This is a genomic window from Moorena sp. SIO3E8 (genome assembly GCF_010692445.1).
Classification (GTDB): Bacteria; Cyanobacteriota; Cyanobacteriia; order Cyanobacteriales; family Coleofasciculaceae; genus Moorena; species Moorena bouillonii.
In genome coordinates this window covers 24,391-36,373 of the sequence record NZ_JAAHHM010000074.1, presented here as the reverse complement: position 1 = coordinate 36,373, position 11,983 = coordinate 24,391, and the positions used below count along the sequence as shown (strand labels likewise).

Below are 11,983 nucleotides of genomic sequence, written 5' to 3'. Positions count from 1 at the left end.
ATTTCGGCGTTTGAGTAAAGATTATGAATTGTACACAACCAAAGCGCGAAGCGATGATTTATGGCTCGCTTATTCGTTTAATGACTCGCCGATTAGCTTCTTAAGCTTTTATTTACAAATCAGCTCTTATCAACCAAGACCCTTAATACCCCGTTTCTTCTTATCAGTCGCTGAAATTGGATATAGGTTTTTCAAACGATTTGTATAATAATAAATTGTCCAAAAAGTCAAGAGCCAAGAGGCAAGAAGCAAGAGGGGCAAAAGCTCCAGAGTTTTATAGGACAATAAAAAAAGACCTTATCAGTTTACATCTTAAATGAAAACGCTATATATATGTCGTTTGATGTGTTCCCTTAACGGCTGTGAAAGAGCATCGCAAAACTCAGCAAAAAGCGATCCGCTTTCCACTTAAACTTACTCCAAGGGTAAACCATCCACCACTAAAAAATCCTGCAGTGAGATATCTAAATTAATGCCCTTATCTGTACCAAATTAAATTACCTGAAAATCAGAAATTGTTTCAATGCTTTACTGTAATCATAGGATTGCAGTCCCCCGTCTTGAGATTGTTGCGAATTACCCTCTGATTAACATGGATAACAGCTTTAGTGTACTTCCTACGCTTTGACCAGTTCCGCTTCGGTCCGCGAGTACCAGGAGTGACCACTGGCATGCCATCAAACCGAGGAATCACCCAAGTTCTACCCACTTTGTAAGCTCCGGTAACTCTGTCCTTGCTGATCAGGAAACGGAGGCGAGTGGCAGAAACACCTAGTAATTTAGCGGCTTGGGCGGTAGAAATCATCATGGCTGGAAAACCATTGCTTCAGCAGTTAGGTAATTGTAACCGAAATTGGATTAACATGCAAGCGCTCAAAAAAAATTATTGCACTAACTTACCAATTACGATGGGTCGGTCAGTGGCTCAAAAAAACTATTGCACTGACGCACTAAATTGCTCACCACAGCATAAAAAAGCGATCGCGTAGCGTGGCTTACGGCCAATCGCTACGCGATCGCACAAATACAACTATTTCCTCAAATCCCCCCTTAATCTCAAATCCCCCCCTTATTAAGGGGGGTTAGGGGGGATCCCCCAGTCCAAAATCACTGCAACCCTTCCAACAACTGTTCCAACGCGCTATCAAGAGCTTCCCCTAACTTACTGCCATCTTTTCCACCAGCTTGAGCCAAGTTAGGTCGTCCACCGCCACCACCACCACATATTTTAGCGATCGCACCAATAAACTTCCCAGCCTGCAAGCCTTTCTGATTAACACCCTTACTAAAGGCTGCCACTAAACTGACCTTATCCGGACTAGGCACTGAACCCAACACTACTGCACTTTCTCCCAGCTTCTGCTGTAGCTGTTGCGCAACACTTTTTAAGCCCTCTGGTTCTACTCCCTCCATCTTCGCTACCAGAACCTTGAACTCACCGACTGACTTAGCTTGTGCTAATAACTGGTCAGATTTTGCCAAAGCCAGTTGTTGCTTCAGGGCATCTAACTGTTTATTAGTAGCCTTGAGTTCCTGTTGTAAATTACTAATCCGCTCAGGTAACTCTTCCGGTTGTGCCTTAAAGCGATCGCATAAATCCTTAACCACCTTATCCCGCACATTCAGATAATCCAGCACCGCCGGTCCAGCCACTGCTTCTATCCGCCTAATCCCAGAAGCCACCCCTGCGGAAGAGATAATCTTAAACACGCCAATCTCAGCAGTATTGTTGACATGGGTACCACCACACAATTCCATGGAGACACCAGGGAAATCAATCACCCTGACCTCATCGCCATACTTTTCCCCAAACATAGCGGTTGCGCCCTTAGCCTTAGCTTTTGTCAAAGGCATCACCTCCACATCTGCGGTATGGGCTTCACTAATCCAAGTATTAATTTGTGCCTCAATTTGCTCTAACTCTTCCGATGTCAGAGCGCGAGGGCAATTGAAGTCAAAGCGCAAACGGTCAAAAGCCACCAAAGAGCCTGCCTGAGAGATGCTTGGGTCAACAATTTTTTTCAGAGCCGCTTGCAGTAAATGAGTCGCACTATGGTTAGCTTGAACTCGACGGCGACAAGCCCGGTCAATTTGAGCCGTTACTGTTGTGCCTACCGCTAAATTTCCCCGTTCCACAGTACCGAAGTGGACAAAGAAATCCGATTCCTTCTGAACATCTTCGATGCGAACCAATAGCGAATCCCCAGACAGATAACCGCGATCGCCTATTTGTCCCCCAGATTCCGCATAGAATGGGGTCTGATCCAAAATCACCTGGACCTTACTGCCAGCCCCAGCGGATTCCACCGACTTCCCATCAACTAGCAAAGCTTCTACCTTAGCCATGGACTGGGGTTCAGTGTAACCCAGGAATGCCGTACTATCGATCTGCTCCCCTAGCTGATCTAAGCTACCCTGTACTGTTAAATCAATCGTTTCATGGGCAACTCTAGCCCGTTCCCGCTGGCGTTCCATTTCCACCTCGAAGCCATCGAGGTCTACCGTTAAGCCCTGTTCTTCAGCAATTTCCTCAGTTAATTCCACTGGGAAACCATAGGTATCATAGAGCGTAAACGCATCTGTGCCAGAAATCTGCTTAGGCTTCTTGGCCAAAATCTCAGCTAGCAGCTTCTCTCCCCGTTCCAGGGTTTTCAGGAATTGAGACTCTTCCCGCTGCATTTCCGCTTGGATAGTTTTTTCCCGTTCCCGCACATTAGGATAAGCTGATTCAGATAATGCGATCGCTGTTTGAGCCACTTCCCAGGTAAATTCCCCATCAATCCCAATCAAACGGCCATGACGCACCACTCGACGCAGCAAACGGCGCAACACATAACCCCGTCCGGTATTAGAAGCCGTAATCCCATCGGCGATCATATGAACAATTGCCCGGATATGGTCACCAATAACCTTCAGAGAAACCTTCGTCTTCTCATCACTCTTGCTATAGTTAACCCCAGCAATTTCTGCTGCCGTTTTTACAATCGGGAAAATTAAATCAGTTTCATAATTATTCGGCACTTGCTGGAGGATTTGCGCCATCCTCTCCAGCCCCATCCCCGTATCAATATTTTGTTTCTCTAACGGGGTGCGATTACCCTCCGCATCCTGGTTGTATTCCATGAATACCAGGTTATAGAACTCAATAAACCTGGTATCATCTTCCAAGTCAATGCTTTCATCTCCCAGTTCTGGGTGAAAATCGTAGTAAAGTTCTGAACACGGACCACACGGACCGGTCGGACCCGATTTCCAATAATTATCCTCCTCACCCAAGCGCTGGATGCGATGGGCTGGGATGCCAATTTTGTCCCGCCAGATCGCAAACGCTTCGTCATCATCCCGAAACACACTGACTACTAAGCGTTCTGGTGGCAAACCGAATACCTCTGTAGAGAGTTCCCATGCCCATGCGATCGCTTGTTCCTTAAAATAATCCCCAAAACTAAAATTCCCCAGCATCTCAAAAAAAGTATGATGCCGTGCCGTGCGTCCCACATTCTCTATATCATTGTTGCGGATACATTTTTGGGAGGTGGTGGCGCGAGGGAATTCCGACTGACGTTGTCCTAGAAAAATCGGTTTAAACGGCAACATTCCCGCAATTGTCAGCAACACCGTCGGGTCTTCCGGTACTAACGAAGCACTTGGCAATACATTGTGTTGCCGTTGGGAGTAGAAATCGAGGAAAGTTTGCCGGATTTCGTTACCGCGCAAATAATTAGGGATATCGGGCATGGTTCTCTACAAGTCAGCTTTAGGCTATGGGCTTATGGGAAGTAAACCCCTATCGCTATATTTATTAATTTACCTATGATCTATTGTGACATAGAACCGAAGGTGAAAGCCCACCCTTGATAGGAGAGCAAACCATGCAACCTTCAACCTGTAACCTGTTACCTTCAACCTGTCACCTTCAACCTGTCACCTTGGCCTTTGGCCACGCTACGCGAACAACCTTCAACCTTCTTAATCTAATCGTTGCAGTTTGTAAAGACTCCTTAACTTTAACAACAAGTATTCGTAATCTCCAGAAAGCCGTGTTAGCTTTAAAGAGTGGAAGTCATCCTTCAGAAAAAAACCTGAAGCTAAGAACCAAATGGGCATAGATAAGATGATTTCTACCGGTCTATGACCCAGCCACAGTAGGCACCAATCGAACATAGCATCAAGTGGCCAAAAACCAACAGAAGTTGGAGTAAGCCAAACCAAAGTCCGGAAAGACACGACTGTGTGAGATGTAGTATTAGGTGTATCTGTGTAGTTTGCCAACCATAGTGATCAAAACTGGTAGTCAGAAAGTTAACTCGTTGAAAATTTGTCTTTTTCCACTCAGATGGGTCTAGTCAATCCTGGCTAGGCCCTTTGAGTATTGGTGCAACCTATTGGGGAAATCCCAGACCCTTCATAATTTTTCATCTAATCGTTGCAGTTTGTAAAGACTCCTTAACTTTAACAACAAGTATTCGGAATCTCCAGAAGGTCGTGTTAGATTGAAAGAGTGGAAGTCATCCTTCAGAGAAAAACCTGAAGCCAAAACCTAAATGGGCATAGATAAGATGATTTCTAGCGGTCTATGACCCAGCCACAGTAGGCACCAATCGAACATAGCATCAAGTGGCCAAAAACCAACAGAAGTTGGAGTAAGCCAAACCAAAGTCCGGAAAGACACGACTGTGTGAGATGTAGTATTAGGTGTATCTGTGTAGTTTGCCAACCATAGTAGTGATTCAAAACTGGTAGTCAGAAAGTTAACTCGTTGAAAATTTGTCTTTTTCCACTCGAATGGGTCTAGTCAATCCTGGCTAGGCCCATTGAGTATTATCGTCAATCGAGCTAAGTTATTGGTAAGCATTAACCTTGCTAGCTTGGGCTGCGAGCTTTAAGGGGAAGCTGATTAACCGGTGTCAGAAAAACTGATTGAGTATTGACTATGGCAGTAGTACAGTTAAAAGTTCCCAGTATTGCGTGTGATGTCTGTGCTAAGACCATTACCGAAGGTATACTCCAACAGGAGCCAGATTCTAAAGTCGCAGTGGATGTAACATCAAAGACAGTTAGAGTTGAAACCGAAGCCTCTGAAGATTCAATTAGACAGATCATAACGACTGTCGGTCACACCGTGGAGTAAGCTACCAAGTAAGCTAGTGTGATTTGATTGGCCGATTTGCTACTTAAGGCCTTGGCCGTTGGCCACGCTTGGCCTTTTGCCACGCTGCTTGAGGTGCGAATGGCCACGCTACGCGAACGGAAAAAGTCGTCAATCCCTCTGCCACTCTCCCCCTCGTTCTAAGTATGCAAATTAGATGGGTGACAGCTTAATCAAAATTGCCGAACGGCTAATGGTTAACCTTTGACTATCAACCTTCAAACATTAACCTTTCGGCAAAGCCGACGCTACGCGAACGACAATACATCAGTAAGTTATATTATTTTGGTTAACTAGGTGTTGGTTAACTAGGTGTTGCGCATTTAAATTGGATATTATTCAGTTATAAAAAAACCTGCTCCCTTGCTCACCTGCTGTCAGAACAATGGAATTTAAATGAATACCAGCTTAGGTGTTGGTTAACGATGTAGGGAATGTAGTCTATCTTAGGTGGGAACAAAGATGGTCATTGAGTTCAAGGAAATACAGGGATAAATTCTGTAGCTAGTTTTCATCCTAATTAAGCAGCAGACCACAGGCTCTCCGGCTGCAAGAAATTTTTTAGATCATGTCGAAATAATTACCCTTAATAAAAATCTCCCCATCTCCCCATCTCCCCATCTCCCCCTCCTGGGAGGGGTTAGGGGTGGGTCCCCATCTCCCCATCTCCCCACCCTCCCTCTAATTATGGGTATTCAACCTGACTTGATATTAGAGGTTAGTGGGAATAATAATGCTCTCACTCAGTTGAACAGTTAGGTGTTTTCACCATCTTCGATAAAGATTTAGAAAAATTACCTGGATACCAGGAAATTGCTACTGCCACTTGTGATAAAAACAAGAGAGTATTAGAGGAAAGTATAAATAGAATAATCCCTGTGCTCAGCTTCGGCTGAGTAACCCCTAATTAACTATGTGCCTAAGATGTGCCTAAGTTGTGCCTAAGTTGTGCCTAAGTTGTGCCTAAGTTGGCTTTGGATTCATCGGGGATTAAACTAATTTTTATTGTTATTCAGGTTTATGTTCAATAAAACTAGTTAAACTAAAAACGATATAACAATTGTAAACGAGTTGTGAAAATCTATAAACCCAAAATCATGGTATTATTGGCATCCTGGCCGCTTGATATTTCACAACCTATTTATAATTGCTATATACAATAAGATAGTTTAAAAATGATTGTTATAATATCAAATTACCTAATTTATCAAGAGTTCCACAGCTCGTGATTCACAATCCATATCGGGGAATCGGGAATCGGCAATGGGAAATTGGTAACTGATCCAACTGTACTTGAGCTCCCAAACGATAGTCAGCAATAGGAGAAATTTATCTAGTTATCTAGAATCTATCTATCCCATAGCCAATCCCATAGACTGGTGAATTTAGAGCCAAACGTATTAGCTAATACTTTCTTGAAGAAGTAGCAGTGTTAAGATTATTAATTGCTGGTGAATGTATTAGCTCTGTAGAGCTAACTATAAATAAAAACGATACTTCTATATTAGTAGTAGGAAATAAACAGTTTATCACTGCATTTGTGAAGCGGACTTGCTATATAAGGTCTAGCACTGTCGAGGTATCTTGGGAACTTGATGATGTCATACAACTCATCAAGACTAGACAACCCGCTATTTTAATTTTGCAGGCAACCCAGGTGGCTAGTTTACAAATATGTCGTCATATTAAAGAACAAAAGCTGCTCGGTTGGATATACTGCATTTTGATCAATGACTTGCCCGAAATAGCGATTACAAAAATGGGCCGAGACCCAAACTGGGAGTTAAGAGAATGTGCTCAAGCCCTAGAAAACGGTGCAGATGCCTACTTACGGATCAGTTCAATCAGTAATCAAGACTCAGCCATAGCTGTAGCAGAAAATCGGTTGCTTAAGGCACAAATTCAGGCAGGGTTACGAGGAGTGCGACTATACCGGCAAGCAATGCACACTAATGATTTCCTATCTAGGATAGCATTGGTTGATCCCTTGACAGAATTGAGCAATCGTCGGGCAATGGAATGGGAGTTACCCCGACAAGTCGAAAATGCCTTTAGTCAATCAACGCCCCTGAGTCTGATTATCCTAGATTTAGACTATTTCAAGTCCATCAACGACAACTACGGACATCCGGTAGGCGATCGCGCTCTCAAGCTACTGGCAAGTCGTCTCAAACATAACCTACGAATTCAAGATTCCCTCTTTCGCTATGGTGGAGAAGAGTTTGTGATCATTCTTAGTCACACTGACAGTAAAGAAGCCCGAGCAGTGGCTAACCGAGTGCGACATATTATTAGCGATCAACCCTTTCACATTGATAGAAGATTGGTGCTCCCAATTACCATTAGCTTGGGTGTTGCTTCCCTTAACAAAAATAAGGACGACCATAGAGGGGAAAGCCTACTGCGATGTGCTGACCAGAACCTACGGATTGCTAAATCTAATGGTCGCAATCGGGTTTATTGTTGTTGCAATCACTAATTTTCAGGTAAATTGCTGACTCAAAACCACTGGCTTGTGGACAGTAATTTTTTTCTTGTGAATCGAAATCATTTCTTTTTCCCTTAGGTCTCCCAGTAGACGGGTGACAGTCACCCGAGTCGAACCGATAGCTTCTGCGATCGCTTGATGGGACAACTTCAGTTCAATGGTAATCCCATCCCCACAGGGTATCCCAAAGTCACGGCAGAGAATTAATAGAAAACTAACCAATCGAGACTCCATATCCCGATGAGCTAGGGTTTCGATCATCATTTCGGTCTGTAATATCCGAGACGATAGCCCCCGTAACATCAACATTGATAATTCCGGGTTTTCCTTCAGTGCTTTTTCTACCTGGTCAATCGGGGAAGAGAGTAACTCTACAGTTGTAAAGGCAACTGCATGATAGAACCGATCAGATTGGTGACCAGTAATCAGAGATAGAACACCGAAAACCGTATTTTCTCGCAGCAGTGCTACAGTAATTTCTTCTCCTACTTCGTATACTCTAGACAGTTTGACAGCACCTTTTAGCAAAAAGTAAACCCGTTCAGCTGGATCTCCTGGGAAGAAAATCGTTTTACCTCGCTCATAGGTTTCTACGACTGGTGGAAACGCTCCTCTACCAATCTGACGAAAAACAGCCGCTAGTGGTGTATCCTGCGTCACAACCCTATCCATATCTATTCCTTTGTAGCAATGCCCCTATCTATTTATAGTGAAAAGACTTCCGGGGATGTTAAGCCACGGATTAGTCAATAAATCTTGTCTATTTAGGCTTGTATATTTAGGCTATTTTAGCGGATTTTAAACAGTTTTATTTAGTTTTTCGTGAACTGCTACAACCGTTATTAATTCCCCTTGCCAATCAATTTCGGCACTGGAACCAGTGGCGAATTTAATTACGGGTCAAGCGCAGCGGGCAAGTTTTGAGCTGATTTGCCAACAGGCCAACAGTGTTAACTGCTAGTCTATAGTTTAGCAAGCTCTCGGCTTGATTCTCCCTTAACCCTGTCAGGTAGAAGCGGCGATTAGTACCAATCATCGTGGAATCGACAAATTTATTTCTAACTACTTAATATCAATCTGAGCTAAGTTTTTGTAAAAATTGCTACCAAACACTAAAAACCTCAGGGGTCATTATTGGTGCTTACCTCAGGGGGTAAGCCTGAAGGGTAAACGGGAGACCCGCTTTGGGGTGTGGAGCGAACGGGTTTGGGGTGGACAGTAGCCATTTCTCTGGTTCTAGTTGGGTGAGTAACCTCACGCTCGCCTGCCATAAATAATCCCTATTAAGTCGGGGAGTTAGTCGCTATTTCGCTTCCGGGTGATTGCAGATCGCCCATAATATAGGTAGTTTGATTACCTGGCACCCTTGCTTATAAACTATAATAAAGGTTTATACTGAAAATTTATAATAAAAATTATAACAATATAATACTTGACCAGACTTGGGCTCACAATTACCTATTACTAGTTGAAAGCGATGCAGCGCGGTCTTGGGGGTTTCCCCCACTCGCGCTTTGCATCAAGAATAGAGCTGAAAAACTCAACGTTGCTGCATTCAGCGATGCAGCGCGGTCTTGGGGAGGCAGTGCGGTCTTGGGGGTTCCCCCATGAGCGACTGCATCAAGAAGGGATATAATAACTGGGCTGTCATATACGGCTAACTAACCTTCAACCCTGACTCATAGCGCGACTCAACCTAAAAACCATGCTCGATCTCAACGGAAAAAATGCTTTTGTCACTGGCATCGCCAACAACCGCTCCATTGCTTGGGGGATCGCCCAACAGTTGCACAACGCGGGGGCAAATTTAGGTGTGAACTTTTTGCCTGACGAAAAAGGTCGCTATGAGAAAAAAGTTCGAGACCTGGTAGAGCCCCTCGAGCCTAGCATTATCATGCCCTGTGATGTCCGAAACGATGCCCAAATTGAAGCGATTGGGGATGCGATCGCAAAACAATGGGGCAAACTGGACATCCTGATTCACTGTTTAGCCTTTGCCAATAAAGAGGATCTATCGGGAGAGTTTAGTCAGACATCCCGTGAGGGGTTTTCCCTAGCCTTAGACATTAGCAGTTACTCCCTCAATCGATTAACCGCAGCTTGGAAACACTTGATGACTGATGGGGGTAGCATTGTCACCCTCAGCTATCTTGGGGGGGTTAAAGTAATTCCCAATTATAATGTGATGGGTGTTGCTAAAGCAGCACTGGAAATGAGTGTTCGTTACCTGGCCGCAGAACTAGGACCTCAAACGATTCGGGTCAATGCTATCTCCGCAGGACCAATCCGGACCTTAGCCTCTTCAGCAGTTGGGGGTATCATGGATATGATTCATCATGTAGAGAAAGTAGCACCACTGCGCCGCACTGTTACTCAGGAAGAAGTGGGTAAAGCAGCTGCTTTCTTGTGTAGTGATTTAGCCAGTGGCATCACTGGTCAGGTTTTATATGTAGACGCTGGTTACGAAATAATGGGAATGTGACTAAGAACAATTGCGTCAACTATAGAATTGGAACATAAAAAGCGATGCAGCGCGGTCTTGGGGAGGCAGTGCCTTCATGTGGGGGTTCCCCCCATGAGCAACTGCCGTGGTTTCCCCCATGAGCGACTGCATCAAGAATTGATAATTATTTCGCGCATTCCGTGATGGTTGATGCAATGCGCGAATACTTAAGCGATGCAGCGCCGCCAAAGGGGGTTTCCCCCATGAGCGACTGCATCAAGAACGGAAGAATACTGAATTAGTTTGGTCACTGCCAAATCGGCAAATAACTATTAAGTGATACTAATAAGTCAGACTAAGTTAGACAGGAGTAAAGATGTAATGCAAGTAAGCGATAATCCGACGCAGATCGAGAGCGGACCGATAATTCTCAACACCCAAGAGTCTAGGTTAAAGGCGCGAACAGCCTCAGTCAGGCGTACTACTGGGGAAACTGATGTACAAGTGTCACTGAATTTAGATGGTACAGGTATCTGCACCGCTAATACAGGCATCCCATTTTTAGACCATATGCTGCATCAAATCTCTTCCCATGGACTGATTGACTTGGAGGTGCAGGCAAAGGGGGACCTAGAAATTGATGATCACCACACTAATGAAGATGTTGGGATTACCCTAGGGCAAGCCTTGGCAAAAGCATTAAGCGATCGCAAAGGAATAGTTCGCTTCGGGAATTTCCTGGCTCCCCTAGATGAGGCCTTGATTCTGGTATCTCTAGATTTTTCTGGACGTCCTCACTTAAGCTATGGCTTGGAAATTCCTACCCAGCGTGTCGGGACCTATGATACCCAGCTGGTGCGAGAGTTTTTTGTCGCACTGGTTAACCATAGTCAGCTCACCCTACATATCCGCCAACTAGAAGGCATCAATTCACATCATATTATTGAAGCAACATTCAAGGCATTTGCCAGAGCAATGCGCATGGCTGTAGAAATTGATCCTCGTCGTGCAGGGATGATTCCAAGCTCTAAGGGAGTTTTGTAAGCGATGCAGCGCGGTCTTGGGGGTTCCCCCCATGAGCGACTGCATCAAGACAAAGCTATTGAGAAATCCTAAACGTTTAAAACAAACAAAAAGCCATGGGACTAAGAGTTCCACAGCTTTTAGACTGGTCTAAGGAGCATTAACTACATTTGATCGTAGAGTACACTAACCGTGGGCATAGTCCTCGTAACAGTTTTGGTAACGAATTTGGTAACGAAATGGTTTTTACTGAGCTATTATCCAAACGAGAATTTACCAAAGCGCAAAGCGCATTGTGCAGATCGTAATAGATTCAAACGACTAGCGCCCTAGTGCTGACGCTAGCAAACCCATTCTAGGCAGCCAGCCCCGCAATCGGTGCCTCATTCATACCTAGCCAAAGGCCAAGATTGCACCCTTGAGTTTTAGAAAAATCTGGGATTATGTGGTATCATTCTTGGTGGTTTAATTTCATTTTCATTCTGGTGTTTCAGCTCAGTGGCAATGATTAGCTGATCAAGGGTGCATTTGAGCTTTTCCATGATTAACTTAGTCTGCCAAAAGGAGAGCTTAGGCTGCATTTTGCCCCTTTCCCAAATGGAAATGGTTTTCTGGGTTACTCCAAGGGCTTCAGCAAGTTCTCGCTGAGTTAAGCCAACTTGCTGGCGCAACTTTAGTAGGGTTATGTCATGATGTTCACGTAGCATTATACTTTAATGTATAGTTTTCAAAGCCATATCATCAACGGTATGAACAAAAACAGATAATAGCAGGTAGCCAAAAACTGCTTTTGCTTTTTGAAACCTAATCATAACGCTTCCAGGTTATTTAACCCAGCCATCCTTAAATCTACAAATAACAGCTCAATCCGTTATACGTC

Annotated in this window: 11 protein-coding genes and 1 pseudogene; 7 read left to right on the top strand and 5 right to left on the bottom strand. The window is 44.3% G+C overall.

The annotated features are described in order from the left end of the window. Positions 1 to 526 precede the first annotated feature (526 nt). Positions 527 to 808: pseudogene (locus F6K46_RS25490) on the bottom strand (helix-turn-helix domain-containing protein); the annotation flags it as partial. Between the two features lie 299 nt (positions 809 to 1,107). Beyond that, entirely contained in the window at positions 1,108 to 3,738 is a 2,631-nt protein-coding gene (alaS, locus tag F6K46_RS25485; RefSeq protein WP_293064238.1) for an alanine--tRNA ligase, read from the bottom strand. A 134-nt stretch (positions 3,739 to 3,872) separates the two neighbouring features. Between alaS and F6K46_RS25480 the strand changes: the two genes are divergently transcribed. The 4 genes from F6K46_RS25480 to F6K46_RS25465 all read left to right on the top strand — a co-directional run bounded on the left by F6K46_RS25480 (position 3,873) and on the right by F6K46_RS25465 (position 7,628). Continuing rightward, entirely contained in the window at positions 3,873 to 4,109 is a 237-nt protein-coding gene (locus F6K46_RS25480) for a hypothetical protein (RefSeq protein ID WP_293064236.1), read from the top strand. Between the two features lie 824 nt (positions 4,110 to 4,933). Further along, positions 4,934 to 5,131: a heavy-metal-associated domain-containing protein gene (locus F6K46_RS25475; protein ID WP_293024934.1), complete on the top strand. Its 198-nt coding sequence runs from the start codon at positions 4,934 to 4,936 to the stop codon at positions 5,129 to 5,131. 27 nt (positions 5,132 to 5,158) lie between these two features. Beyond that, on the top strand, positions 5,159 to 5,293 hold the full coding sequence (locus F6K46_RS25470) for a hypothetical protein (protein ID WP_293024932.1): 135 nt from the start codon (positions 5,159 to 5,161) through the stop codon (positions 5,291 to 5,293). A gap of 1,285 nt (positions 5,294 to 6,578) precedes the next feature. Next, entirely contained in the window at positions 6,579 to 7,628 is a 1,050-nt protein-coding gene (locus tag F6K46_RS25465) for a GGDEF domain-containing protein (protein WP_293064234.1), read from the top strand. Positions 7,629 to 7,631: 3 nt separating this feature from the next. Here the strand turns inward: F6K46_RS25465 and ntcA are convergent, their stop codons facing one another. Beyond that, complete coding sequence (gene ntcA / locus F6K46_RS25460) at positions 7,632 to 8,309, bottom strand: global nitrogen regulator NtcA (RefSeq protein WP_070391512.1); 678 nt, start codon at positions 8,307 to 8,309, stop codon at positions 7,632 to 7,634. Positions 8,310 to 8,526: 217 nt separating this feature from the next. Continuing rightward, positions 8,527 to 8,673, bottom strand: a complete 147-nt coding sequence (locus tag F6K46_RS25455) for a hypothetical protein (RefSeq protein ID WP_293117475.1) — start codon at positions 8,671 to 8,673, stop codon at positions 8,527 to 8,529. Between the two features lie 441 nt (positions 8,674 to 9,114). Here F6K46_RS25455 and F6K46_RS25450 point away from each other — a divergent pair, with 441 nt between their 5' ends. The 3 genes from F6K46_RS25450 (at position 9,115) to hisB (ending at position 11,124) form a co-directional block, all read left to right on the top strand. Continuing rightward, a complete protein-coding gene (locus F6K46_RS25450; protein ID WP_293064232.1) occupies positions 9,115 to 9,273 on the top strand; it encodes a hypothetical protein in 159 nt (52 codons plus the stop codon). Positions 9,274 to 9,342: 69 nt separating this feature from the next. Then, complete coding sequence (gene fabI / locus F6K46_RS25445; RefSeq protein ID WP_075898906.1) at positions 9,343 to 10,119, top strand: enoyl-ACP reductase FabI; 777 nt, start codon at positions 9,343 to 9,345, stop codon at positions 10,117 to 10,119. A 342-nt stretch (positions 10,120 to 10,461) separates the two neighbouring features. After that, positions 10,462 to 11,124, top strand: coding sequence for an imidazoleglycerol-phosphate dehydratase HisB (gene hisB / locus F6K46_RS25440; RefSeq protein WP_229415215.1), 663 nt, complete (start codon positions 10,462 to 10,464; stop codon positions 11,122 to 11,124). A gap of 404 nt (positions 11,125 to 11,528) precedes the next feature. Here hisB and F6K46_RS25435 read toward each other — a convergent pair whose 3' ends face one another. Beyond that, the gene (locus tag F6K46_RS25435) at positions 11,529 to 11,810 is read right to left on the bottom strand and encodes a helix-turn-helix transcriptional regulator (protein ID WP_075897123.1); all 282 of its coding nucleotides are present in this window, start codon (positions 11,808 to 11,810) and stop codon (positions 11,529 to 11,531) included. Between the last annotated feature and the right edge of the window lie 173 nt (positions 11,811 to 11,983).

What these genes read in the sequence shown, in the direction of transcription:
- F6K46_RS25455 (WP_293117475.1), bottom strand. Translation starts at nt 8,673, where the DNA reads ATGATTGGTACTAATCGCCGCTTCTACCTGACAGGGTTAAGGGAGAAT.
- hisB (WP_229415215.1), top strand. Translation starts at nt 10,462, where the DNA reads ATGCAAGTAAGCGATAATCCGACGCAGATCGAGAGCGGACCGATAATT.
- F6K46_RS25475 (WP_293024934.1), top strand. Translation starts at nt 4,934, where the DNA reads ATGGCAGTAGTACAGTTAAAAGTTCCCAGTATTGCGTGTGATGTCTGT.
- F6K46_RS25450 (WP_293064232.1), top strand. Translation starts at nt 9,115, where the DNA reads ATGCAGCGCGGTCTTGGGGGTTTCCCCCACTCGCGCTTTGCATCAAGA.
- fabI (WP_075898906.1), top strand. Translation starts at nt 9,343, where the DNA reads ATGCTCGATCTCAACGGAAAAAATGCTTTTGTCACTGGCATCGCCAAC.
- F6K46_RS25480 (WP_293064236.1), top strand. Translation starts at nt 3,873, where the DNA reads ATGCAACCTTCAACCTGTAACCTGTTACCTTCAACCTGTCACCTTCAA.
- alaS (WP_293064238.1), bottom strand. Translation starts at nt 3,738, where the DNA reads ATGCCCGATATCCCTAATTATTTGCGCGGTAACGAAATCCGGCAAACT.
- ntcA (WP_070391512.1), bottom strand. Translation starts at nt 8,309, where the DNA reads ATGGATAGGGTTGTGACGCAGGATACACCACTAGCGGCTGTTTTTCGT.
- F6K46_RS25435 (WP_075897123.1), bottom strand. Translation starts at nt 11,810, where the DNA reads ATGCTACGTGAACATCATGACATAACCCTACTAAAGTTGCGCCAGCAA.